This is a genomic window from Vibrio sp. SCSIO 43155 (assembly GCF_023716605.1).
GTDB classification, from domain to species: domain Bacteria; phylum Pseudomonadota; class Gammaproteobacteria; order Enterobacterales; family Vibrionaceae; genus Vibrio; species Vibrio harveyi.
In genome coordinates this window covers 1,805,073-1,830,370 of record NZ_CP071853.1, presented here as the reverse complement: position 1 = coordinate 1,830,370, position 25,298 = coordinate 1,805,073, and the positions used below count along the sequence as shown (strand labels likewise).

Here is a 25,298-nt window from a genome sequence, read left to right as displayed (position 1 = left end):
TGAAAGTTACTGATATCTATAACATTCCCGCCCATTTTACAAAACTTGACGTGCCCTCACGTCTTTTATTTTTTTTATTGGTTCGGAAATGCAGAAATTATTAAAAAACCTGTCAGTCAGAATGCAGGTACTTTTGCCAGTTTTGGCAACGGCGTTAGCAGTGGTTATTGCTCTGTGGTTCACACGTAATGAGCTGCAAGTAGAGTTAAAACGCAGTACGGAGAATAGCGAGTCTGTCATTCTGTACAAAGACCTATTGTCAGAAATCGACAACTTGGTTTATCCCCTTCGAATTAACGGCATTTACGCCATGTACATCCCTGAGCGTCGTACAAATTACATCAATGAGCTCAACAACATCGCAAAAGAGATAGACAATAAGGTAAGTCAAATTGGTGCGAACCCAGCTTACCATTCGCAAACTAACGATGTGCGTGAGAAAGTAAGCGCATATATCGAGCAAGCACATCGAGTGATTGATGCTGTGACAAAATACGATCAAGGTTTACTCAGCGCAGATCAGCGTGAGGAGATGATCACTCAATACCGCCGTGCAGGTAACGACATGGTTACAGTAATGAATGCGTTGTCTAAGCGTGTTAATGAAGTTGCTGCAGAAAGCATGGCAGAAAGTGAACGTCAAAACCTACGTGTGCAAGACAATGCGACGTTCACGATTCTGTCAGTGTTTGCCCTAACGCTTATCGGTGCATGGTTACTGTCTGGCAAGATAGTGACACCAATCATCAATCTACAAGGTGTGATGCGTCAGCTTGCCCAGGGTAATCTGAACGTGCGTGCGGAAGCGGATGGTGAAAACGAAATGGCGAAACTAAGCCAAGATGTAAACCTAACCGCAGAACAATTGCGTAGCACCGTAGATCAATTGATGCGTATCAGTGAAGAGGTTGCTTCGGCGTCAACCGAACTGGCTGCTGTGATGACTCAAGCAGAAGCTAACGCGCAACAAGAGTTGATCGAGATTGAACAAGTCGCGTCGGCAGTCAATGAATTGGCAAGTACCGCAGACAATGTAAGCAGTAATGCAACAGCAGCAGACTCCACGGCACGTGAAGCTGATGGCTTGGCGAAGTCGGGCTTGTCCATTTTCAAAGAGAGTGCACACGCTAGTGAACAGATGTCAGAAGCACTGAACGATGCAGCTCAGGTGGTTCAGCGTCTTCAAACTCAGTCTGAGCAAATCAGCAACGTGGTTGAGGTGATTCGCGGTGTATCAGAACAAACGAATTTGTTAGCGCTGAATGCTGCGATTGAAGCCGCTCGTGCAGGTGAATCCGGACGTGGTTTTGCGGTCGTAGCGGATGAGGTTCGTATGCTGGCTGCTCGCACTCAGAAATCAACACAAGAGATCCAATCCATCATTGAAGAACTGCAAGCGCAATCGGGTTTGGCGAATGACAGCATGCAAGTGAGCTTAGATATGTTGTCTCGCAACAACGAGTTGGCTCATCAAGCGAACCAAGCGTTGGTGGGAATTACAGAGTCTGTTGCAGACATCAACGACTCAAATACACAAGTTGCAACGGCGGCAGAACAACAATCTCAGGTGACTCAAGACATCAACCGTAATGTGGTCAATATGTCTGAACTGGTCAACCAGAACGTTGCTGGTATTAGCCAAAGTGCAAGTGCAAGCAGCGAGCTGTCTAAATTGGCGGAAAAGCAAAAAGAGCAATTAAGCTTCTTCAAATTGTAATTTGAGCAGAAAAGCAAAAGGCACCGACTATCGGTGCCTTTTTGTTTTGGGGGCTGAGGAGGGTTATCCCTTCAGCTTCAGTTTCGTGCCATCAAATTTAAGATGGCTCAATAGGTTCTTTGCATTTGCTTTGCCGAAGTCATCAAACTCCATGCCATATCGCGCATAATGTGTGGATTTCTGTAAGTTACAGATTCGCCCTTTGAGTGGTGCGAGCATACGCCCATTCCCGGGCATCGCGATATCCAACGTGACAAGATCACCAACTTGAAGTGTTCGGCTCATCGGTGAAGTCACAAAGCGACAACCGCTTTTTGATAGATCTCGAATTTCGCACTCTGCACGGAATTGTTCAAACTGGAGTCGAGAGCGTAAGTTCACTTCATATCGCACTTCTTTTCTCAATTGGTAGACCTGCATGGTATTTGGCAAGCCTAAAACTAAGAGTGGATATGGGTCTCCAAGGCGATGTTGAAGTTGTGCTCGAAAAGGAATAACAGCGCCTTCACCACGGTGTGAATAAGCTTTCACGTTAATCCAAAATCCCTCTTGAAAATAAAACTTTAAATCGTCATCGGAGATATTTGGGATCTCAATTAGCGCGGTATTGTTGGAATGACAGCCCATAAAGGTGCTGGTGGTGATGAACTTAGTCCCCACGGGCGTCGTAACATTCAATGTCACTTCACTACCGTGCTCCACCATTGCCATTGCATCAGTGCTGTTTAATGTTGTTGCCTGACGTTCAGGTGCATTTTTGCTTGGCTGAGACGAACGATTGTCCCTTGCACTCGTCATCATATTTCTCATTATTATTGTCGTACCTAATGTGAGAAGACGTTTCGCGCTATGTTATGGTAATACTAAATTACTAGACTATTGCGTGGATATCATTCTATGCAGTCGCATAGCGAGTTTCAATAAAGCACAAGTGAAAAGTGGGGCACGGATAATGCAGAAAGTGACACAAGACACAACAAGCCAAATTTTATGGGTCGATTTGGAGGAAAACCACAAAGCGAAAGTGGTTTATAAGCTCGATGAGCAAGATATGCATATCATTTCAACGCTTATTCCTGAAGAAGTAAGAGGGAAGGGGTATGGCAAAGTGATGATGGAAGCTGTTTTACCAGAGATCGAAGCGCAAGGTTATCGCATTGTACCCGTTTGCCCATACGTGATTAAATACATGGCAACGCACCCTGAATGGGCACATTTACTCGCGTAATGGAGCCAATGAATAATCCGCTTTATCAGAACATCGGTGACGAGCTAGCGCTTGGCACTTTAGATCACATCGATGTGATTCAATCTTTATGGGGCGGTTATGGGGAGTTAGTTCGACTGACTTTTCCAGACCGTTCCGTTATCGTAAAACACGTCAAATTACCAAGACCGTCACAACATCCGAGAGGGTGGAATACAGACCGCTCGCATCAACGTAAACTGCATTCTTATCAAGTTGAAGTGAGTTGGTATCAGCACTTCAGCCAGCCTGTTGATGAACGTTGTCGAATTCCACAAGGATTGAAGTGCTTTCAGAATGAAACAGAGTGGTTGATTGTGATGGAAGATCTGGCTCTGGCGGGTTATCCAAACGTCGTCAAAGACGCGACCAAAGGTCAGTTAAAAGCTTGCTTGACGTGGTTAGCCAACTTTCATGCGCGCCATATTGGGGTTTGCCATGATGAACTTTGGCAAACCGGAACCTACTGGCATTTGCAAACGCGACCGGATGAATTGGTTGCGTTACAAGATAGTAGGCTCAAGCAACGCGCGGAGAGCATTGACCAAACGTTGCGTCAGGCTCGGTTTCAAACCTTAGTGCATGGTGATGCCAAGCTGGCAAACTTTTGCTTTAACGAACAAGGCTCAGCGGCGGCAGCGGTAGATTTCCAGTACGTGGGGCATGGCTGTGCGATGAAAGATGTTGCGTTGTTTATGAGCAGTGCAATCGAGCCGAGTCAGTGTACTGAGATGGAGTCTTGGGTGTTAGATAACTATTTTTCTGCGTTAACGAATGCGCTGAATCACTACCAGCCCGACCTTGATAACAACGTCGTCGAGCAAGAATGGCGACCATTGTTCGCACTTGCTTGGGCTGATTTTCAACGATTTGTGAAAGGATGGAGTCCAGAGCACTGGAAAATTAATCCCTATACGGAATCACTCACCAAACGCGCCCTCGATGAGCTCGATTTAGGTTCTCACCAGTAAATAAAAACTCCCAGGAAATTGCTGCGTTATACCCAAGCACCTTTAGGTTACTTGGGTATTGGTGCTTTGGGAGGTTTATCGTTAGTGTTGGTTAGTTTTTCGGTTTTTTGATGCGAGCCATACTGTAAGTATTTATAAACTCACCATCACGAAAAGATGCATCGACAAACTCGCCTTCTATCTCGAAGCCATGTTTTTTGTACAAGCCAATGGCTGCCTCATTGTCTGAGTTTACTTCAATATGTATGCGTCTTACATTCAACCAATTATCCGCCAACTCGGTGACCGTGCTGATCAATGCGCTGCCAACCCCTAAACCGTGGTACTTATCATGAACACCAATACCAAATGATGCGGTATGTGATGTTCTTGGACGCTGTGAGTGATGAAAGCCTATATTTCCGACTACTTTGCCATCGATCTCTGCGACATAGCTATACACACCTGCTGGTATCTTCGATAACCGTTCGACCCACATAGCGACAGATGGCTTAGGGAGTTGCAGGGTTTCACGTTGTGCTTTTGGTTGTGAATAAATTTCGACTAGCGCAGCAGCGTCTTCAACAGCGGTTGGACGAACGATAATTTCCATGCTTCTCTCCTTTGTAGTTTTTTGGAATTAACTTCAATCTAACGAGAGAATTCTGTTTTGAATAGCATTTTTTGAACTTTATAGGCTAAATCGCTTTTAATTTAGTGGGTTATCGAGTGCTTATTTCAACTTTTTATAGTGAATTATCATTGAAAACACCAATGAGAGTGATTTTGTGTTGAATTTTTATACTAAAGAACTTCACCTTTATGGGGAATAATGGTGAAGTTGCATACCCAAGTAACCTTGAGATGCTTGGTTCCGCGAGAATGACTTGGTTTGTAGATGCGGCGGCGATTTAAAGGTCTAGTGGGTCTAAATCAAGAATCAACAACAAAGTATATAAGCCAAGGTCCTTACTATTTGCAAAGAGTGCCCTTAGGGAGGGGGTCATTGACTCGATCTCTGCTTCAAACAACTTGGAAAGAACTCGCCGTTCCAAGTTGTTTTCCTTGACCTCGAATCAATGACAACGCTCTGAGTCCAGCATCTTGAAGTCACTTGGGTATATTGATCGAAATAAAGCCATTTCACCAAAATGTGAACTGGGTATCTGCAACGAGTTGATTTTAATCAAGACAGGTTGGAGTTACCTCTTATGGGGTATGGGGAGACCGCCTTTTTAACGCTATTTATGCTTAACTTATTTAAGAGCAATTAGAGCGTAGTTGAGGAATATAATAATGAAATCCTCTCAATCAAAAGTCTCGCAAAGTCGGCGACGATTCCTGCGTGACACCGCACGCACTGCGGCTGGTGTTGGTGCTGCGGCTTGTGTTCTTGGCTTGCAGTCAATGCAAAGCCAAGCGCGAGAAACTAAAGGCGTACCGATTCGACCTCCTGGCGCGTTACCTGAAGGTGAATTTGAATCGGCTTGCATCCGTTGCGGGTTGTGCGTTCAAGCATGCCCTTACGACACGTTAAAGCTTGCTAGTTTACTGTCTCCTGTCGCAACAGGTTCTCCTTACTTCACTGCGCGTGATATTCCATGCGAAATGTGCGAAGACATCCCTTGCGTCGTCGCTTGCCCAAGCGGGGCTTTAGACCATGATTTAACGGACATTGACGATGCAAGAATGGGAACGGCTGTGCTTATTGACCATGAAACCTGCCTCAACTGGCAAGGTTTACGCTGTGATGTTTGCTACCGCGTATGCCCGCTGATTGATGAAGCGATAACGCTAGAAAACATCCGAAATGATCGAACGGGTTATCACGCTAAATTGATTCCAACGGTTAATTCTGATGTGTGCACTGGTTGTGGTAAGTGTGAGCAAGCATGTGTGCTAGATGTTGCGGCGATTAAAGTTGTTCCAACAGATTTAGCCAAGGGCAAAGTTGGTAGTCACTACAATTTTGGCTGGCAAGAAATCGACAAGCCGCTCGAAAACGTATTGCCTGAAGAAACACCTGTGCCTAGTGGTGCTCTAGAGTCGCTTAAAGGAGGTCAGTGATGGCCAAGAATTTAGCGCAAGATGCTGGCAAAGAAGCTGTCGAGAAGCTTGGCTGGTGGCAAGCGCATCGTTTTCTTATTGTTCGCCGATTGTGCCAATTGACGATCATTGCTCTGTTTATGGCCGGTCCCACATGGGGCATTCTGCAAGGTAACTTATCTTCGAGTATGTTGCTTAATACAGTGCCGTTAAGCGATCCTCTGATTGTTCTCCAATCGCTGGCGACAGGCCATATCCCAGAGTTTAATGCTCTGCTAGGGGTTGTGATTGTCTTAGTTTTTTACGCGATTCTTGCCCCAAGAGCGTTTTGTGCTTGGGTGTGCCCTTTGAACATTGTCACAGACTTTGCGGCGTGGTTGCGCAGAAAGCTTAACCTTAAAGCGAGCTACCGTTGGTCGCCGAACATCCGTTATTGGTTGATCCCTGCTCTAATGCTTGGCAGTGCGATATCAGGTTCTGTGCTTTGGACATGGTTGGACCCCGTCGCCGCCCTTCATCGAGGCTTAGTCTTTGGCATGGGTGCTGGATGGGTATTGATACTACTTGTGTTTGTGCTGGATTTACTCTTGGTTGAGCATGGTTGGTGTGGTCATTTGTGCCCTCTGGGAGCAACGTATGGCGTAATTGGTAGTAAGAGTTTGTTGCGAGTGACGGCTGTTCGTCGAGAAGATTGTACCAAATGCATGGACTGTTTTTATGTATGTCCTGAACCAGATATTTTGCGCCAACCCCTCAAAGAAGGTGACCGACGAGTCATGGATCAAACTTGTATGAGTTGTGGTCGATGCTTAGATGTGTGCCCTGAAAAAGTGTTTGAATTCCAAAACCGACTCAAGGTGAAGAACATTGATTAGTGGTCCAGTTAAGCTGACGCTAGGAAAGATGGACCACTAAAAGAAGTGAAATCACTCTGGATTCTGGAGTGATTTCAGACGTGTTTTTTCAATATTGATGATACCAGGATTACCGACACGCACCGTTTGCAACAGATGCTTAATCCACATTGGTAGCGATGGTGAGAGACGATAATGAATCCAAAGCCCATGGCGTGTGTCTTTTAAAAACGTGGTATCACGCAGTAATGCCAAGTGGCGAGATACCTTTGGTTGGCTCTCATTTAGTGCGTTTTTAAGATCAGTCACCGTCAGATCTTGCTCATCTTCCAGCAACATCAAAATTTTCAGACGCAAGGGATCGCTCATCAGTTTGAAGAAACTGCTTGGGTCCACATGACTGGTGTTTTCTCCGCTATTTAACAACAAAAACAAGCTAATACGTTCGACCAACTCTTTTGCCGTATTCTGGAATGGTTGAATACCATCAAGCGGTTTTGGGTCGGTAAGATTCCAGTGTAGCTGGTCGATATCTTGTTCGAAGATGACACATTCGTCTTTTGCGTTATCGCACAGCGTGATAACGAAATCGTAGTGATTGTCTTCGACTTCTGCGTAATCTTTTGAGCGTAAACCTTCGCCACTCATTCCATGGCTTTGTAATACCTCAAATACTCTTTCATCGACCTCACTAGGATGAAGACCTGCGCTGTCCGCATGAAACAACTCCCCCGCCATGTGATTGAAAATTGCCTCGGCAAGTTGCGAGCGCGCGGAGTTACCTGTGCAAAGGAACAAAACTTGTTTTTTCATCATATCAAATTAGGAATTGCAGAGACTTACGTCAAAATGAACGTTGATTGGCACAGTATAACCCTGCCGGTGTGTAACAAGAAGCACGTATCTTTCCTTTATCTCATCACCTAGCTCATCATCACGATGTTGCGGTTCAATGTTGGTGTCTAGAAATACGGAATAATTTTGTAAAATATACTTTAAAAATAGTCACATAAAATCGTTTGATAAACGAGGAGATGAATCTGCTTATTAAGCTAACACGATGAAATAAAAAAGAAAGCCAAGCAAACGAGGAAATAATAATGATATTGCGAATTTGTTACATTTGGCGGTATGATGGCGGCTTCATATTCTAAGGACACATCATGAGCACGTCACCGAAAAGCTGGAGAACACCACAAAACTTTCTTCTGCTGATTTCCATTATCGTTCCTATCGCCTTCTCGACTTGGATGGCGCTGTTAAATAACTTTGTCATTGAAAAAGCTAACTTTGATGGCGCAGATATCGGGTTACTACAGAGCGTGCGAGAGATCCCTGGCTTTCTAGCCTTTACCGTCGTATTTGTATTGCTGTTTATTCGTGAGCAGCGCTTTATGTTGGTCTCGTTGGCAATGCTGACGTTAGGGACGGCAATAACAGGTTACTTCCCATCTTTATTTGGACTTCTTTTTACTACTCTGTTGATGTCGACGGGCTTCCACTATTTTGAAACATTAAAGCAATCTTTGTCGCTGCAGTGGCTCTCTAAAGAAGAGGCGCCAGAGATGCTGGGTAAATTCATCTCGGTTGGTGCGTTGGCTTCACTCTTTACTTACGGTGCGATTTGGGTGCTGTTAGAGCAACTTAAGTTCGATTTCAAAACCGTTTACTTACTTGCTGGGGGGATTGGTTTTGTCTTGATTATCGTGATGGCGTTTGCTTTCCCTGAGTTTAAAACCGAAGTACCACAAAATAAGAAGCTGGTTTTACGTAAGCGTTACTGGTTGTATTACGCTCTGACTTTTATGAGCGGGGCGCGTCGCCAAATTTTCACCGTATTTGCTGGCTTTTTGATGGTAGAGAAGTTCGGTTATTCGGCTGCGGACATTACGTTACTTTTCCTTATTAACTACGTCTTTAACTTTTTGTTTGCTAAACGTATTGGACGTTTTATCGGCGCTGTTGGTGAGCGTAAGGCTTTGATGTTCGAATACGTTGGTTTGATTTTTGTTTTTGTTGGCTATGGTTTGGTTCAAACAGCGGAATGGGCAGCTGCGCTTTACGTTATTGATCATCTGTTCTTCGCGTTAGCATTGGCGATCAAAACGTATTTTCAAAAGATTGCCGATCCTGCCGATATGGCTTCAACTGCCGGCGTGGCGTTTACGATTAACCACATTGCAGCTGTCGTCATCCCAGTTACTTTCGGGGTGATTTGGTTGGTATCGCCATCAAGCGTATTTTATATAGGCGCAGGCATGGCGGCGGTGAGCCTGTTGCTTTCGTTGAACATCCCAGCCAAGCCGCAAGAGGGTAATGAAACACGCGTGTTGAGATGGAACTGAGTTAGTGCTCACTTCTCAATAAATGAGATGTTAGATACAAGAATGGGATGCTGCGGCATCCCATTTTTTATTGTTAGTGTTGCGGTATTACAGCGGATACCAGAACAGTTGAGCGTCTAATACTCGTTTAGCGATTGCTGCCGCAACAATAACAGCGATGCCCGCCATACACAGCATGTCTGCTTTAGTTAGCGGTTTTAAGCTATACCAAGTGCGAGATGAGTGACGACCAAAACCACGTAATGTCATTGCATTGGAGATTTGGTCTGCGCGATCTAGGCTAGAGAAAATCAACGGCCCCAGAATCTTGGCGACATTCTTCATTCGAGTAAACAACGGTGCTTTCTTACTAAGTTCTACGCCACGAGCTTGTTGTGCATGCATGATATTTACAAAGTCTTTCTTCACCTCAGGTAAGTATCGTAAGGTCAAACTGACGGCATAAGCGATTTTGTAAGGCACTCCCAAACGGTTCAAACTTGCCGCAAACTCAGTAGGATGTGTCGTAAACACAAACACCAAAGCGATAGGGAACATACTGAAGTATTTCAGCGTTACCGTTACAAGGTAAAACAAGGTTTCCTGAGTCAGGGAGTAGTTACCTGGCAATGAGAATAAAACGGTCGTTGACCCCATGTACTCAGTGCCTTGTTGTGGGGCTAATGCAAACATAAACAATGCGTTGATAAGCAATACACTACCTGTACCAATTAACAATGGCTTGTATACGTGGAATGGCACCTTAGTCATTTTGAGCAGGGCAAGACCGACAATGATCAATAATGCGATGAAGCGTAAATCGAATGTCGTCAGCACTACTGTCACCCAAGCGATAAACATCAAGAACTTAGTGATGCCGTTCAGCTTGTGCAGTGGCGACTGTGTATCAATATAGTTGATACCAAACTTCATTTTGTTGTCTTTCATGCCACTACTTTCTCAACGTTTTCTCGTGCTTGAACGGTAATCTCAGCTTCGGTTTTGTTTGCTCGCCTCGCTTTCTCTACATCGATAAAGTGCTGCATAAAGCCGTTCGTATTCTCAATATTCAACTTAGTTGCGAGTTCATACAAACTGGTGGTCGTTAAGTTTGCTTGATCTAACAGTGCAGGGTCGCTGAAAACCGCCGTCATCGGCGCGTCAGCAATGAGTTTGCTGTCGGCAATCACGATGGAACGAGTGGTGTACTCCAAGACTAAATGCATGTCATGAGAGATTATCATCACGGTGATGCCGAGTTCTCTGTTGAGTTTCTCGATAAAGCTCAGCATCGATGTGTAGTTGCGGTAATCTTGGCCAGCTGTAGGCTCATCAAGAATCAATAGCTCAGGTTCTAGCACCAAAATAGAAGCAATGGTTACGCGTTTTTTCTGACCGTAGCTAAGAGCTTCAATTGGCCAATGACGGTATTTACTGAGACCGCATAACTTTAAGACTTCGAGTACTTTCGCTTCGACTTGTTTTTCTTCAACACCACGGTTGCGCAGTCCAAATGCCACTTCATCAAAAATCATGTGATGTGAAATCATATGATTTGGGTTTTGCATGACTACGCCAACCTTTTGGCTGCGTTCGAAGATGGAGAGTTCACTAAGGTCTTGACCATTTAGCGACATCGAGCCTTGATCAGCTTCGATAACGCCCATCACCAACTTTGTTATCGTCGATTTACCAGAACCATTTTTTCCCAAAACAGAAACGAACTCGCCACGTTTAACATCAAAGCTGACGTTTTCGAGGGCATTTTTCTCGCCGTCATAAGAATAGGTTAAGTTACGCACTTCTAGCAGTGAGTCGAGTGGGGCGGCTATTGAAGTCTCTTGTGAAGTGTTAAACCAAGAGTCGACAGCTGCTTGGTACTGAGCCAGTGGCAACGTATCTAGGCTTGATGGTTTCGCGTCACCTTCAATCGCGCAGCCCGCTTCTTTCAATGCAGAAAGATACAGAGGTTCACGAATGCCATATTCTTCCAGCAATGGGGACGCCAAAATTGCATCAGGTGTTGTATCGGCGATGATCTCACCACTTTCCATCAAAATAACGCGATCGACAGAACGGTGCAGCACATCCTCAAGACGATGCTCGATAATGATGATGGTTTTCCCTGTTTCACGGTGCAAGTCATCGATGATTTCAATGGTCTTTTTACCGGTTTTCGGGTCGAGTGCCGCTAGAGGCTCGTCAAACAGTAGGATATCGACATCGTCCACCAAAATACCAGCCAAAGAAACACGCTGCTTCTGACCACCAGATAGATCATGAGGGGAGCGGTTTAGCATTTGTTCTAGGTCGACCATTTTCGCCGTTGCTTTGACTAACGGGTACATGTCGATGTTAGAAGTGAGCTGGTTTTCTAGTGCAAACGCGATGTCTTCGCCGATGCTTAACCCAACAAATTGGCTATCTGTATCTTGTAAAACGGTGCCAACTTGCTCGGTGTATTGGTGCATGTCAAAAGGGGTTGTGTCTTGACCATTGATGGTCAGTTTGCCACTGTTCTCCCCTTTGATTGCGTGTGGGATTAGTCCGTTAAGACATTGGCCAAGGGTAGATTTACCACTACCACTTGGACCGATAATGACGATTTTCTCTCCTTTCTCTATCCTTAGATTGATATTTTTTAGCGTCGGTTTGTCCAGCGACTCATATCTAAAAGAGAAGTTAGAAAATTCGATTGTCATTCGACATTAAGCCTCTGTTAAGTTGCGGCTTTGCTTGTTACGTTTTGCGACAGACTTAAGAATGAAGAAGCCCACAATAGCAATAAGAATGGTGTTACCAGCTGCAATGATAGATAGCTGAGTAAATACCTTAGTGAACGGTTCTGCGTACAAGATGGTGTCTAGGAAGGCTGAGCAACCGTAACCAAATACGTTACCCAATAGAGCAAGTACCACGAACAACACAAAGTCTTTCATATTGAAATCACCTTTCTCCAAGCGGTTACGCGTCAGAGAAGGGAAAAGACCGATAATTAAACCGACAATACCTGAACCAAGTACCCAAGTAAGCCATACCCCCCAACCTGCGAACAGGTCAGTGACCCAGTGGCCAATAAAGCCAACCAAGAAGCCCACAAGAGGACCGAATAGTACTGAGAACAATGCTAATACCGCCATTGCTGGTTTTAGCGTCGTGTTTGCAAATACTGGAATACCGAACATTGGCAGACCACCGATGCCGTACAATGCAGCACCGATTGCAATAACCACAACGGTTTTAGCGGAAAGATTCATAGATAACCTCAGTTCAATTGTCGATTTTAAAGAACGTTCACTTGCTTTTTTGTATAGCGCTGATTGTGTAACAAAGTTAAGAAACAACCAAGCTGCTTATTGTTTGCTCTGTTTTTCTTCAAGAAATGTGTGATTGGATTCACGCACTCTATTGACTGGCTTAGTTTTTCAGCAAGCATCAAAAATAAGGCGCGCATTATACAGAATATTGATAAAAGTGGGAATGCTATCTGTCTGGATGGCTAGAATGAAATCAGGGGCTAACTGTCAGCCCCTGATTACACTTTTTAATGCGATTTTTATCGATAAATTAATGGTCTAAGTATAGGTAGTTTTGCCAGCTCTTCATTCGAATGAGAACCTTACGCATGATGGAGACATGAGTGAAGCTGTCAGAATAAACAGCAACCTCTACCGCCGTACCCATAGGCAGGTGATATTCAGCAAGGTCATCGGTAATTTTCAGCGTCACGAATACACGACCGCTGGTACGCAATGCCTCTGTACCAAGCAGGGAGCCACGAGCTTGGAATTGGCTTTCGCCGATGGCTGGCAATACATCAACAACCTCACCTTTAAAGACTTTGCCCGGTAGCGCGCGGAACATAAATTCCGCTTCAAATCCCGGTTCTAAACGCTGTAGTGAGTTTTGGCGAAACGCAGCGGTATAGAGTTTATCTTCGGTATGAACAAAGGTCATCACTGGAGCAAGAGGCAATGGTACTGCCATAACACCAGGACGCAGTGCGAGCTGGGTAACATAGCCATCAGTAGGAGCTGTAACGACGGTCTGTTCTAGGTTGAACTCTGCTTGGCGAAGTTCTGCAAGCAATGAAGCGACTTGGGTGTTTTCACCACCCACTTCAGAATCCAGCGCGATTTGCGCTTGTTGTTGCTTAGATTGTGCGACTTCCAATGCGGCTTGTGCGGCTTTGTATGCTTGGCGTCGAGTATCCAATTGCTGCTCAGTGAATGCTCCGCGATCAAAACCGCGTTGATAACGGTCAAATTCTCGCTGTGCTTTGTCACGCTCGGCAAGCGCTTTGATAACCGCTGCTTCCGCTTCTTGCACGCCAGACTCAAGCCCAAGTGCACCTTGGCTTGCCTCTTTCACTTTTGCACGTAACTTATCGACTTCTGCTTGGAATGGAATCGGGTCGATACGGAAAAGAACGTCGCCTTTTTGTAGAGGTTGGTTTGGTTGTACAGGCACTTCAATGACGCGCCCACGAACGCCTGACACCACTGGTGTGGTAGAGAATACTTGATTACCAATTTGTGTGAACGGGTGGTTATAGTTCATCAACAAGATTAGTGTGCCGACCAATACAACGCCGCCAAGCACTGCGGTTGGCACTGTCCATTTGTTAAGTGGAATGTTAAAGATTTTGAAAATGGCGATACATAATGCGGCGTAAGTCAGAACCAGTAGTAAATCCATTATTGCTCCTCCTTACCTTGTTCTTTTTGTGCAGGAACACTTTGTGCAGGTTTTTGACCTTTGAGTGTTGAGACTTCTTTTTTCAATTCATTGACTTCGTCAATTAGCTCTTCGAGGCGATGATGGATATCATGCGTTTCTTGCTCAAGTTGTTTGAAACCCCATCCGCGTTCTTTGCGCCATAAGGTTGCCCAGATCCACAGAAATGGCCAAAGAGCATGAAGTGTGAAAAGACTGACCCAGCCTGCATAGTGAATGGCGTCTTGATGAGGGTGTTCACGTTCCTTCGCTATTTCATAAGGAATATCGTGAATGACAATGATCCCGTAGAAGATAACCAGAGCAACGAAAATGAGTAACCCAAGTGCAAAATAGTCTAGAAACATCTTACTTCCCTGTGCTTGTTGCTAAATAGAAAAACTTACGTAAATTAACTGTTTAAGTATTTGATAGAACAATAGGTGGATCAAGTAATTTATAATTTGATACACAGTTATTGAGAGATACGGCATGGAATACTAAGGAGTGAGTAGTGCATTATTCTGGTGAACTTGCCGCGATAAGTGCAGCCATCGTTTGGGCGGTTGCGACTTGGATTTACAGCCAATTCAGCCACCGATTTTCAGCAATGCAGTTGAACATAGTAAAAGGTGTGATCGCCTCAATGATGATGGTGGTTGTTATTCCTTTTCTACCTCAAGGTATACCTGCGTACATTGAGCCGTTACATCTCGCGGTGTTGGCAATTTCTGGTGTGATTGGTATTGCTGTTGGTGACAGTGCCTATTTTGCTGCATTAAAGCGCATTGGTCCGAACAAAACATTACTCTTAGAATCCCTTGCACCGCCTTTATCCGGCGTGCTTGCCATGGTTTTTCTTGGGTCTGAACTCACACTACAAAGTTGGCTGGGCGTGGTAGTGACCACGGTTGCGGTTACGTTTGTGGTATTTCAACCATCAACCTCGGGAGCGGCAACAAACTGGAGCGGTATCGGATTTGGGTTACTCGCGAGTGTGTGCCAAGCCTCAGGTGTGGTGATCTCTCACTATGCGTTGGTTGCGGGCGATCTTCCACCGCTGCTCGGTGCTCTCATTCGTCTTAGTGTTGGCGTGTTGGCAGTGTGTTTGGTGGTGAAAATTGTCGAACCGGCGCCGTTTAGCAGCATTAAACAGCACCTAAAAGCAATGGGCAACAAAGCGCTAGTTTGGCTGTTGTTGGCAATTTTCGTGGGGACATTTCTGGCATTATGGTTACAACAAATCGCGTTGAAATACGCTAACCCCGCCATTGCTCAGACGTTAATTGCAACCAGCCCACTGTTTATTTTGGTGATTTATGCTCTGCGAGGAGAAAAGGTCGGCGTGAAGAGTATGCTTGGTACATTAGTCGCACTTGGCGGTATTTCTTTGTTTTTTCTTTAAGCTTGTCATTCGGCTTATCAAAACGCCCCAGTTGTTGCTGGGGCGTTTTTTATAGTTCAGTGCAGACTTGGTTTCGACCATTGGCTTTGGCGCGGTATAGGGCTTTGTCGGCGCGATAGAAGGTACGTTGCGTATTCTCTCCCTCCCGATGCAAAGTAATGCCTATCGACACGGTCAGACCTCGTTCACCAAGAATCTCATGCCACCCAAATTGGTAAATACGTTCTCGGTAGTTTTCTGCGTGCATTTCTGCCTTGTTCACTTCGGTGTTCTCTAAAATGACCAAGAACTCTTCTCCACCGAAGCGCACACACGATGAACCGCGGAACTTGAAGTAACCTGAGAGTTCTTTCGACACATTGACGATCGCCTTGTCACCAACAAGGTGGCTGAGTTCGTCATTAATCGATTTGAAGTGGTCAATGTCGATCACCATAAGTGCAAATGGCGTGTCGTGCAGCAGCAGATCTTTTAGTTTCACTTCCAACCAACGTCGGTTATGTAAAGAAGTCAGCGGATCGGTGAATACATCTTGTTGAAGCTGAGCTACGGTATTTTTGTGTTGCTTGGTGGTCTCTTTGAGTTCTTTGTTTTCAATCTCAGACAGAATGAGTTTTAGTTGCAGCTCAAAGCGAGTGAGGCGGCGCAACTGTGCTGGTCCCAACTCACTAATCGGAATATGTTTGACTAAGTCAGACTCAACTCGAAAAGCTTTCTTCTCGTAGTTTAACGCTTCTTTGAACAAGCCTTGCGACGCGCATACTTGGCTCATTGCATTGTAGAATCGGTTCGCAATAAGTGGTGAGGAGTGCTCATTAATGCGTTTGCCCGTTGATGCCAGCAGCAAGTTCGCTAAAGATTGATGACCGACCTCATTTAAGCAGTAAGCCGTTTCAATTTTTACCATGGTTGAGAGCCAGTAAGTATGTTGCTTGCCTGTCGCATACTGGATTTGCGAAATCGCAAGTAAGGCTTGTTCATATTCCTTTTGGAGACGATATAACTTCGCGCGATATAAATGAATTTGCCCAGTTAAGTTCTTATCACTTACTAGGATACTCAGTTCTTCGCATTCACTTAGTAGCTCGGTTGCTGCGCCGATGCGTTGCAGGCTGATGTAGCACGCTAGCATGTAGAGTTTGTAACGCAGTCTTAGTGAACGGCTACCGATTGCATGGTCAATCGCGTCGATTTTCTGGTAATAACGTAGGGCACGATTATGATCCCCATACGCATCACAAAGATTGCCCATACCAATGATGGCGAGAACATATTCATCGATATAGCCGTACTCAACGGCGATGTTGGTTGAGGCGATGTATTCGGTCAGTGCTGCGTTATAGTCTCCTTTTTCTACCAAGCGATCACTTAGACTCGCTTTTACCGATAGGATATCTTCTACATCCTCTGGGAGTTTTAGTAGATCAAGCGCGAGACGTAGCTCTTCAATACTCTCGGTTAACTGTTTAATCTTGCTACGATATTCAGCACTAATGATGTAGCAATGCGCTTTTTCTTTGTTGGTCGAGGCGATATGAAGGCGAATGTGCTCCCACAGAATCAATGCCTCTTCACCGGCGACAGAAGAGGGATCCATTCCCGCATCAGTGACCTTACTAAGCAGTTGTTCCATTCTTCAATACCTCAATATGGCTTTCTTCCAACTGCTCTAAGGTGAACGGGAAGGTTAGGATGTCCTGTAGATAAAGTGTCGGTTTTGGACCATCAAGACCACGACGCCTCCAAGGATAGATGTCTAACATCGAACACACGGTTTGATACAGATCTTCTGCCGCTTGGTCTTTTTCTGCGATAAGCATGGCTAAGCGATCGCTGCTTAGGCGGGAAATTAAATCACTGGAAGTGGTCAATGAGTGAACCAGTTCGGTACAAATATCGAGAAATGCGGGCTCAGCGTGGCGGATCATGATGATCGCATGATTAGAGCGTTTTAATTCGGTCTTAAACAGAACCAGTTGTTCCCACCAGTAAGTTTCTGATACTACATTTGAGAACTGCTTTTCTGGGTCATATTCATGTTGAGCACGGATACGATTGATGAGCTTTCGTGCTCGCTGTTCTAACTGGCGTTTTGAGCCTCGTGCTTTGTCCATGCTCACTCGATGCGTTTGCTCTTTCAGCATTTTGAGTGCGTGTTTGCGGTATTTCTGGAACGCTTGGAAAGCACCTTGATAGTCACCTTGCTCTTCCGCTACGCGCGATTGTTGGAAACAAATTTGACTGAGCAATTCGCCGTTATCAAACGCGAGGGCGGATTGTTCTGCTGATTGCAGTAGCTCAGATGCACTTTCGGTATTTTTACGTAGTAATTCGAGTCTTGCTCGGCTGATGAAAGAATGCGCTTTCATCCACGTAAGATCTTGTTCAATTGCGAGTTGGTGGGCTTTTTGAGTAGCTTCTTCCGCTGCGTCTAAACGTTCTAAACCCAGTAGAGCGAGACCTTTGAAATCCCAGATTTCTGCGTGCCAAGTGCTGTCTTCGTGATCTCGAAGTACTTCGGTTGCACCGTCGAGCACTGTTAGCATTTCGACAAAGTTATTCAGCAAGTAGTAATCCCAAGCAAGCAGGATTCTGGCTTTCCCTTCTAGCCAAGCTATGCGAACGTTGTTTGCCACTTTTACCGCGAGCTCATGGGTTGAGGCGGCAAGTTTGTGTTCATTGGTGATTCGCCAAACATTACCAAGACCAATCAAAGCTTCGATTTGAATCTCGATATCGTCGACTAGCGCAGACTGCTCTAGAGCATTAATCCAGTATTGCTGAGCAGAGTAGTACTTAGCTTGTCCCCAGTATTGTAGGGCAAATAAGTGAAGTATTTCAGGTAAGTGGTCGTCAGTGTCGAGTTGAATTTGAAGGTTATAGGCGTCTTTAACCAGCTTTAAGCCGTGTCGATAATCCATGCTACACCAGCAGGCATGGGACATAACAATAAGCGCACGAATCTCACCGTCAACAAACAGAATTTGTTCTGCGCGTATCCGGCATTGTTCTGCAATTCGAAATGCACGCTCAGGATCAGATTTTATCTGGCCTTCAAGCGCAGTTAGCTCAGTTTCGAGCTGAATTTGGCTTTTATCCAACGTTCACATCCATGACTATAGAACTGGAATTTACACCTAAAAACAAGTGGTTAGATGCGTTTATCATTTCGGTGTGGAAAATCGCCACACCAATAAGGGATCGGATACTGTAATGTATACCGTGTTCAGCGCTTACTTACCACTTCTAAATGAGTAAACTGTTAAATAGTCATGACAACAATTGTTTGATCGTTAGTGGTGCGTCGGTGACTTTCAGTCTCTGAGCGGCAGTGAGTCCTTGCTTATCCTGATAGCACAAATTATGCCAAGCTCTGAATATATCTAAAAGAGGCAATATACCAGCAGGTCTTAATTTGCGACGTGGCTCGTTGATGAAGCTCTCAAACAGCAGTTGGAAACGGTTTTGATAGAATTGGATGTGGCGAGTTGTTGCTACATTGAACCAAGCTTCAGGTTCATTTTTATCACCAGCTAGATAACAAATACCTTTGTTACATTCGTATTGACTAGAAATCGCCCAGCGATCTCGCCACCAACTCATATAAGCGATATCTACCTTACCAAACGGGGCATTCATATCCCAAATTGCGTCTTCTTCTACGTACATAAGATCGACATTTTTCTCTTGAATACGAGACAAACAGACGCTCAACGCCGCTGAGCGGAGCAGGGGATCTTGTGGCATGTAGATCGATACGCGTTTTTCTGGGCAACACATATCCAATACATGAAGATAGTGTGCGTAAGAGGTATAAGGTGGACGAATTAAGGCACCTTTAGACGGATAGTGGAAAATAGAGAGATTTCCCATTGGATCTTCGACGTTACCACGGGCCAAAATCGTTTGGTATTTCTGATCAATGCGCTCACGCAGCTTTTTTGATGGCTCTGGTGGTGGTTCACTTGCTTCAGCGGTGTATTCTTGTGATACAAAGCGAGAAACTTCATCGTATGGATTGTGATCCAAGGACGCCACTGGCTCATCATCAGATGAATAGTTCACATGCTGACAAAGAATGTAGCCCGAATGTGCCTCACCAGAAGCAATCCAATACACGCCATTATTACTATGGGGTTGCAATGCAACGTAGCTAGAAGCGAGCTCATAATGCTGCGCGTGGTTTACCCAGCGTGCATCAATGGTTGCAAGCTTACGGCGGCAACGACTAGCAATGTGATCAACATGATCGTAAAAGGTTTTTGGATTGATGCTCAGTTTACGGCAGATTTCTCGGACGGAATATCCCGTGAACAGCAATCCCATCAAGTTCTCTTGAAATTGAAGCTTTTTGTTGGCACCAGACCATTTATCGACAAAAGTACTTTGACACACTTTACAGCGGTAACGTTGGCGATCGCCACTGTAACCAAAAGCGTGATAGAGGTGTTTATGAGTGTGGACAGAAAGTCCGAAGTTGTCGCAGTCATCATTGCGACAAGCAGGTAGTCCATCACTGTGGACGTGTCTCAAACGATGAAGTTCGTTGACCACATCGCGGTTGTTAAGTAAGGGGGGGAAAGCTCCACATTCACGGCACACCATCGCCGGACGTTTAGGGTTAGCATGCTGCAAGACGTAACGCTTTGCATCACTCAATCCAAAGTTGTCACACGCCAATGTTTTACAAAAGTTGAGTTGTAACCCATCTGCGTCCTTTGGCAGTTCGCCGTTAGACACAATCGCCCCCTCGGGATAATTCAGGCAGCCGGTCAGGCTCCGGCTGCAAATTACTACTTACGTATTTCTTAGATGTTGATTGCAGTTTCTAGAGCAACTTTCATCATGTCGTTGAACGACTTTTGACGCTCTTCAGAGCTTAGTTTTTCACCACGGATGATGTGATCAGAAACTGTCAGGATAGTTAGAGCTTTCGCGCCTAGGTCTGCAGCTACGCCGTAGATACCTGCCGCTTCCATATCTACACCTAGGATGCCTAGTTTTTCCATCTTCTCAAAGATGTCAGCTTCTGGTGTGTAGAATAGGTCTGCAGAGAATACGTTACCTACTTTAACTGGTACTTCTTGAGCACGCGCTTGGTTAACCGCTTCTTCTAGAAGACCGTAATCAGCGATTGCTGCGAAATCGTGGTTGTTGAAACGGATACGGTTAACTTTAGAGTCTGTAGAAGCACCCATACCGATAACAACGTCCATTAGTTTCACGTCGTCACGTACTGCACCACAGCTACCTACGCGGATAACGTTTTTCACGCCGTATTCAGCGATTAGCTCGTGTACGTAGATACAGCAAGATGGGATACCCATACCGTGACCCATAACAGACACTTTCTTACCTTTGTATGTGCCAGTAAAGCCGAACATGTTGCGAACGTCACAAACTTGTTTCACATCTTCTAGGAAAGTTTCTGCGATGTATTTTGCACGCAACGGGTCGCCTGGCATTAGTACTGTTTCAGCGAAATCACCTGGTTGTGCGTTGATGTGTGGGGTTGCCATAAGTGCTCTCCAAAGTTTTGTTCAGGTAAAACGCATCAATTATAGAATGCTATTACCAATTCTGTTGAACTTGTTCGTTTTCGTTGAGGCAATAATATCGGGACAGGGTAAGGGGGCATGAGAGTTGAGTCACAAAATGGTCGGTTTTATTGTTTAAATAATCTGTTGATAACTAAATCTGTTGAAAGCAAAAAGGCAATCGATTTGCTTTTGAGCAGTTTGTCGATTGCGCGCACAAAATCTCGTCTTTCAGCACAAAATTTTTTCTTAAAAGTTTCTGATCGATATTCGAAGAGAGTGAGTAAAACGATTAAATTGTACAATTTATTTTCTTGTACAATGCTATTTGACTTGCTATAAGTTATACAACAAAACATTTTGTATAGGACGCTTCGTTATGGAATCTTCAATCAAAGTTGGTATCAGTTCTTGTGTACTAGGCGAACGAGTTCGTTTCGATTCGGGACATAAAATCAGTAACTTCGTAACGAAAGAGCTCGACGGCTACTTTAGCTTTGTTCCCGTATGTCCAGAAGTCGGTGTTGGTATGTCTGTTCCACGCCCTACCATTCGTTTGGTAAGCAATGAGGAGCGAATCGCGCTGGTAGAAACGAAAAATCCAGAAAACGACCACACTGACAACATGCTTGCGTACTCAGAAAATAAAGTGAACGAATTAGAGGGTGAAGAGCTGTGCGGCTACATCGTCTGTGCGAAGTCACCAACGTGTGGCATGGAGCGAGTGAAGGTATACAGCAAAAATAGTGCGGCGAAAGAAGGTATCGGTTTGTACACCAGAACATTAATGGAAAAAATGCCGTGGTTGCCTGTAGAAGAAGACGGTCGTCTAAACGATCCGGTTTTAAAAGAAAATTTCATTACGCGTGTTTACTGTTTGAATGACTTTTATGAGTCGATGGGCGGCGAGCCCACACGCGGCAAAATTATTGATTTTCACTCTCGCTATAAGCTGACTTTAATGGCGCACCATCCAGAGTCTTATCGTTCGCTGGGACGCTTGGTTGCAGATGTATCAAGTTACGAAATGGAACAGTTTTACAACGAATATCGTCTAGGTCTGATGAAAGCGTTACAGAATCGCGCCAGTCGAAAAAACAACACGAACGTCCTGATGCATTTGCAAGGCTATTTTAAACGCTCTTTAACCGCTAATGAAAAAGCGGAGCTGGCGACGGTGATCAGTGATTATCGTACGGGCTTGTTACCATTACTTGCCCCGTTAACGTTAATTAAGCACTATCTCAATACGTACCCCGACGCGTACTTACAGAAACAAAAATACTTAGAACCGTATCCACAGGAGATGAGACTTCGTTATGGATTGTAGCCAAGAAGACAAACTATACGCAATTCGAGATGTATCAGAGTTAACGGGAGTAAAACCCGTTACTCTGCGCGCTTGGCAAAGACGCTATAACTTGATCCAACCACAAAGAACAGAAAAGGGGCATCGCCTGTACCGACAACAGGATTTGGATACCATTCGTGAAATACAAGGCTGGCTTGCGAAAGGCGTTGCCATCGGTAAAGTTAAAGGGTTATTAGGTCAAGACTCTGAAGTACTGGTTTCACCAGAGCAGCAAAAACTTGATGAAGTAGAAGAGATGTTAAAAGCGTTATCGGATCTAAATCGTGGCAAAACCGAAACGCTGTTATCAAACGTGTTAAAAGAGTACCCACTCAACATTGTCATCGAGCAACTGATCAATCCTGTGTTTGAAGCGTTAGATTTGGTGAAAGTCTCGCTACGTTCTTTACAGCTTGGTTTGTTCCAAACTTGCTTGATTACTCGATTAGCCTTGGTTGTCGATTCGGAAAATAAGGCATCTTCCAAGGGAAAATGTTTGCTTTTGAGTTTTGAACAAGTTCGTGACTCAGAGAGCTGGATTCAGGCGGCAAAGCTGTGTGAACAGGGGTATCACATTACTCTGATTGATAAAGTCGAAGACATCTCGGGTTTAGTTGAGCATGATGTGATGTCACGTTACCAATACGTGCATTTCTTCTCGAATAAAGCGCTGCCTATCAAGCAAGTTGAAGCTTTGGCGACGTTATTAGAGCAAGCTCCGAAGCAAGTGCAGCTATCTGAAGTCATCGAAAAACTGCATTTCCCGCAATAAATCCATCCTCGTAAGGAGGCGACATGATTCTTGTATGGTTTCGACGTGACCTAAGAACGTTAGACCACACAGCACTTAAGGCTGCATTGGATACTGGGCTTCCGGTTGTTGCTTGTTTTGTTTCGACCCCTGAGCAGTGGCGAGAGCACCATATGGCACCGATGCAAGCTGATTTGATTGCTCGACGTTTATCTCACCTTAATGAAGAGCTCGCCAAACTCAACATCCCATTTTTATACAAAGAGGTGCCCGAGTTTGCCGATGTAACAGATGTCATAAATGATTGGGCTACTTCTTTAAGCGCTCAACGTGTCATGGCGAACATCCATTACGAGGTGAATGAACAAGTACTAGATAGAGAGGTTTCTCACGCACTTTCAAGTCGAGGCATTGCCTTTGATACTTTTCACGATAAGTGCGTTCATGCTCCGACTACCGTTTTAAATAAACAGGGGGAGTACTTTAAAGTGTTCACTCCGTTTAAACGTGCTTGGTTGGCAAAATTTCAAATGCCAGTTGTATCGAAACCTGAGCCGCAAGCCGAGCTGTCACCGTCTACCCTCCAGCCGATTCAGCCAGATCGCTACCATGATGGTGTCGCATTCTCTTATCCTAGAGAATCTAGCAAGCGATGGTTCGCAGCAACCAGTGATATTGTTCAGCATTTGCGAGAATTTGCTCGAGACCGTAGTGATGCCTACCAAGCTGAAAGGGATATCCCTTCTGTTGATGGTACGAGTCAATTGTCTCCGTATTTGGCTATCGGCGCTCTGTCACCAAGGCAGTGCATCGCTAGGTTGTATGCTGAAAGCCCTATGGTTGACCTATCAGATGGTAAAGCGACGTGGCTGAGCGAAATCATTTGGCGAGAATTTTATCAACACTTATTGGTATTCGAGCCAAAGTTGGTCAAGGGCAGAGGCTTCATTGCTTGGGAAGACAAGATTCAGTGGTCGTACGATGAGCAAGCCTTTGAACGCTGGAAAGCAGGAAATACTGGGTACCCTATCGTGGATGCGGCAATGCGCCAACTTAATACAACAGGTTGGATGCACAATCGACTACGTATGATAGTGGCAAGCTTCTTAACCAAAGATCTTCATATCGATTGGCGGTGGGGTGAAGCTTATTTTATGAGTAAGCTGGTGGATGGAGACTTTGCCGCCAACAATGGTGGGTGGCAATGGTCGGCATCAACAGGGTGCGACGGGCAGCCTTACTTCCGCATATTCAATCCGATCAGCCAAGGCGAGAAATTTGACTCTGACGGAACCTTTGTTCGCCATTGGGTGCCGGAAATAAAACAAGTACCAAACAAATTCATTCATAACCCTTGGCTATGGAGTGGCTTTAATTTACTGGATTATCACAAGCCGATGGTTGATCACAAGGTGGAAAGAGAGATAACCTTACGGCTCTTCAAAAATGCCAAGGAATAGAGAGAGATGCCTAGCAAGAAGCGTCCAATGAGTATCGCTAAAAGAACCCTGTTGTCTATATCGTTGTCTTTAGTGAGTAGTTTGTCATTCGCTAAAATGTACCAACTACCAGAGGACGGAGCTCGCGTTATAGGTCGCATGGAAAACCATGTGGTTGAACAAGGCGAAACTATGGCGAATATTGCGAAGCGATATGATGTTGGCATGCTCGCGCTAATGGCTGCAAACAAAGGGGTTGACCCGTTTCTCCCTCAAGATGGTCACGTTTTAACGATTCCTACTCAGCTTATTCTTCCTGATGTCCCTCATAAAGGTATTGTCATTAACCTTGCCGAATTGCGACTTTACTATTTCCCAGGAAACGAAAACGTGGTTCATGTTTTTCCTGTAGGTATAGGTCGAATTGGTCGAGACACTCCAGAAATGACTACAAGCATCAGTCAAAAGCGTCCTAATCCGACTTGGACGCCACCTGCCTCTATTCGTGCAGAGTACAAAGCAAAGGGGATTGACCTACCTGCTGTCGTTCCTGCTGGACCAGATAACCCACTAGGTATGTTTGCACTTCGTTTGGCATATGGGCATGGTGAATACTTGATCCACGGCACCAATAAAGATTTTGGTATTGGTATGCGTGTGAGTGCGGGTTGTATTCGTATGGACCCAAGAGACATCGAATGGTTATTTGATAAAGTACGTCGTGGCGAAAAAGTAAAAATCATCAATCAACCGGTTAAAGTCGCATTAGAACCAGATCGTAGTGTGTTTGTTGAAGCCCACGAGCCGTTAACTCGCAGCAATGGCGAGAAAGATCACTTAGTCATTCCAAAAGAATTGGACTGGTGGCTTGATGAGTTTGGTATGACGAATGCTAAAGCGAAAGCAGCGATTGCTGCGCAGAATGGTGTTCCAGTTGAAATAACCGCGCCTTAACGGGCGTT

Annotated in this window: 23 protein-coding genes; 11 read left to right on the top strand and 12 right to left on the bottom strand. The window is 45.0% G+C overall.

From position 1 onward, the window contains the following. The first annotated feature begins 88 nt into the window (after positions 1–88). Positions 89–1,717: a methyl-accepting chemotaxis protein gene (locus J4N44_RS25025; RefSeq protein WP_252045373.1), complete on the top strand. Its 1,629-nt coding sequence runs from the start codon at positions 89–91 to the stop codon at positions 1,715–1,717. A gap of 63 nt (positions 1,718–1,780) precedes the next feature. On the opposite strand, the gene J4N44_RS25020 is transcribed toward J4N44_RS25025, so the two are convergent. Beyond that, positions 1,781–2,527: a flagellar brake protein gene (locus tag J4N44_RS25020; RefSeq protein ID WP_017189597.1), complete on the bottom strand. Its 747-nt coding sequence runs from the start codon at positions 2,525–2,527 to the stop codon at positions 1,781–1,783. Between the two features lie 142 nt (positions 2,528–2,669). On the opposite strand from J4N44_RS25020, the gene J4N44_RS25015 reads away from it, so the two are divergent. Together J4N44_RS25015 and J4N44_RS25010 are read left to right on the top strand one after the other, a co-directional pair. Then, a complete protein-coding gene (locus J4N44_RS25015; RefSeq protein ID WP_005452902.1) occupies positions 2,670–2,945 on the top strand; it encodes a GNAT family N-acetyltransferase in 276 nt (91 codons plus the stop codon). Then, on the top strand, positions 2,945–3,934 hold the full coding sequence (locus tag J4N44_RS25010; RefSeq protein ID WP_252045800.1) for a phosphotransferase: 990 nt from the start codon (positions 2,945–2,947) through the stop codon (positions 3,932–3,934). The genes J4N44_RS25015 and J4N44_RS25010 overlap by 1 nt, the downstream gene beginning before the upstream one ends. Before the next feature lie 91 nt (positions 3,935–4,025). Here J4N44_RS25010 and J4N44_RS25005 read toward each other — a convergent pair whose 3' ends face one another. Continuing rightward, on the bottom strand, positions 4,026–4,526 hold the full coding sequence (locus tag J4N44_RS25005) for a GNAT family N-acetyltransferase (protein ID WP_152164494.1): 501 nt from the start codon (positions 4,524–4,526) through the stop codon (positions 4,026–4,028). A gap of 683 nt (positions 4,527–5,209) precedes the next feature. Here J4N44_RS25005 and napG point away from each other — a divergent pair. Together napG and napH are read left to right on the top strand one after the other, a co-directional pair. Continuing rightward, on the top strand, positions 5,210–5,980 hold the full coding sequence (gene napG / locus J4N44_RS25000; protein ID WP_005452896.1) for a ferredoxin-type protein NapG: 771 nt from the start codon (positions 5,210–5,212) through the stop codon (positions 5,978–5,980). After that, positions 5,980–6,834 (top strand): quinol dehydrogenase ferredoxin subunit NapH, encoded by an 855-nt coding sequence (gene napH, locus J4N44_RS24995; RefSeq protein WP_017818501.1) that lies wholly within the window; start codon positions 5,980–5,982, stop codon positions 6,832–6,834. The genes napG and napH overlap by 1 nt, the downstream gene beginning before the upstream one ends. A gap of 51 nt (positions 6,835–6,885) precedes the next feature. On the opposite strand, the gene J4N44_RS24990 is transcribed toward napH, so the two are convergent. After that, a complete protein-coding gene (locus J4N44_RS24990) occupies positions 6,886–7,629 on the bottom strand; it encodes a metalloregulator ArsR/SmtB family transcription factor (protein ID WP_252045372.1) in 744 nt (247 codons plus the stop codon). Between the two features lie 347 nt (positions 7,630–7,976). Between J4N44_RS24990 and J4N44_RS24985 the strand changes: the two genes are divergently transcribed. Next, the gene (locus J4N44_RS24985; RefSeq protein ID WP_009697882.1) at positions 7,977–9,158 is read left to right on the top strand and encodes an MFS transporter; all 1,182 of its coding nucleotides are present in this window, start codon (positions 7,977–7,979) and stop codon (positions 9,156–9,158) included. An 87-nt stretch (positions 9,159–9,245) separates the two neighbouring features. Here J4N44_RS24985 and J4N44_RS24980 read toward each other — a convergent pair whose 3' ends face one another. The 5 genes from J4N44_RS24980 to J4N44_RS24960 all read right to left on the bottom strand — a co-directional run bounded on the left by J4N44_RS24980 (position 9,246) and on the right by J4N44_RS24960 (position 14,221). Further along, a complete protein-coding gene (locus tag J4N44_RS24980) occupies positions 9,246–10,085 on the bottom strand; it encodes an energy-coupling factor transporter transmembrane component T family protein (RefSeq protein ID WP_252045371.1) in 840 nt (279 codons plus the stop codon). Continuing rightward, complete coding sequence (locus J4N44_RS24975; RefSeq protein WP_005452890.1) at positions 10,082–11,839, bottom strand: ABC transporter ATP-binding protein; 1,758 nt, start codon at positions 11,837–11,839, stop codon at positions 10,082–10,084. The genes J4N44_RS24980 and J4N44_RS24975 overlap by 4 nt, the downstream gene beginning before the upstream one ends. A gap of 6 nt (positions 11,840–11,845) precedes the next feature. Continuing rightward, positions 11,846–12,394, bottom strand: coding sequence for an ECF-type riboflavin transporter substrate-binding protein (locus J4N44_RS24970; RefSeq protein ID WP_005452889.1), 549 nt, complete (start codon positions 12,392–12,394; stop codon positions 11,846–11,848). Between the two features lie 310 nt (positions 12,395–12,704). Then, positions 12,705–13,835: an HlyD family secretion protein gene (locus tag J4N44_RS24965; RefSeq protein WP_005452888.1), complete on the bottom strand. Its 1,131-nt coding sequence runs from the start codon at positions 13,833–13,835 to the stop codon at positions 12,705–12,707. Then, positions 13,835–14,221 carry a DUF3302 domain-containing protein gene (locus tag J4N44_RS24960; protein WP_009697879.1) on the bottom strand — a complete coding sequence of 129 codons (387 nt, stop codon included), beginning with the start codon at positions 14,219–14,221 and terminating at the stop codon, positions 13,835–13,837. The genes J4N44_RS24965 and J4N44_RS24960 overlap by 1 nt, the downstream gene beginning before the upstream one ends. A 146-nt stretch (positions 14,222–14,367) precedes the next feature. On the opposite strand from J4N44_RS24960, the gene J4N44_RS24955 reads away from it, so the two are divergent. After that, the gene (locus tag J4N44_RS24955) at positions 14,368–15,258 is read left to right on the top strand and encodes a DMT family transporter (RefSeq protein WP_005452886.1); all 891 of its coding nucleotides are present in this window, start codon (positions 14,368–14,370) and stop codon (positions 15,256–15,258) included. 49 nt (positions 15,259–15,307) lie between these two features. On the opposite strand, the gene J4N44_RS24950 is transcribed toward J4N44_RS24955, so the two are convergent. From J4N44_RS24950 to deoD, 4 genes are all read right to left on the bottom strand, one after another. Then, the gene (locus tag J4N44_RS24950) at positions 15,308–16,891 is read right to left on the bottom strand and encodes a GGDEF domain-containing protein (RefSeq protein ID WP_033008588.1); all 1,584 of its coding nucleotides are present in this window, start codon (positions 16,889–16,891) and stop codon (positions 15,308–15,310) included. After that, entirely contained in the window at positions 16,875–18,359 is a 1,485-nt protein-coding gene (locus J4N44_RS24945; RefSeq protein ID WP_252045370.1) for a tetratricopeptide repeat protein, read from the bottom strand. The genes J4N44_RS24950 and J4N44_RS24945 overlap by 17 nt, the downstream gene beginning before the upstream one ends. 169 nt (positions 18,360–18,528) lie before the next feature. Then, positions 18,529–19,998, bottom strand: a complete 1,470-nt coding sequence (locus J4N44_RS24940; protein ID WP_009702545.1) for an L-lactate dehydrogenase — start codon at positions 19,996–19,998, stop codon at positions 18,529–18,531. A 68-nt stretch (positions 19,999–20,066) separates the two neighbouring features. After that, complete coding sequence (gene deoD / locus J4N44_RS24935) at positions 20,067–20,777, bottom strand: purine-nucleoside phosphorylase (protein WP_005375140.1); 711 nt, start codon at positions 20,775–20,777, stop codon at positions 20,067–20,069. Positions 20,778–21,174: 397 nt separating this feature from the next. On the opposite strand from deoD, the gene J4N44_RS24930 reads away from it, so the two are divergent. From J4N44_RS24930 to J4N44_RS24915, 4 genes are read left to right on the top strand one after another with little or no spacing between them, the layout of a single operon-like run. Continuing rightward, complete coding sequence (locus J4N44_RS24930) at positions 21,175–22,125, top strand: YbgA family protein (RefSeq protein ID WP_005452880.1); 951 nt, start codon at positions 21,175–21,177, stop codon at positions 22,123–22,125. Beyond that, positions 22,115–22,918 (top strand): MerR family transcriptional regulator, encoded by an 804-nt coding sequence (locus J4N44_RS24925; RefSeq protein ID WP_252045369.1) that lies wholly within the window; start codon positions 22,115–22,117, stop codon positions 22,916–22,918. The genes J4N44_RS24930 and J4N44_RS24925 overlap by 11 nt, the downstream gene beginning before the upstream one ends. 23 nt (positions 22,919–22,941) lie before the next feature. After that, positions 22,942–24,357: a deoxyribodipyrimidine photo-lyase gene (gene phrB, locus J4N44_RS24920; RefSeq protein WP_029788225.1), complete on the top strand. Its 1,416-nt coding sequence runs from the start codon at positions 22,942–22,944 to the stop codon at positions 24,355–24,357. Between the two features lie 6 nt (positions 24,358–24,363). Then, positions 24,364–25,290, top strand: a complete 927-nt coding sequence (locus J4N44_RS24915; RefSeq protein WP_252045368.1) for a L,D-transpeptidase family protein — start codon at positions 24,364–24,366, stop codon at positions 25,288–25,290. The last annotated feature ends 8 nt before the right edge of the window (positions 25,291–25,298 follow it).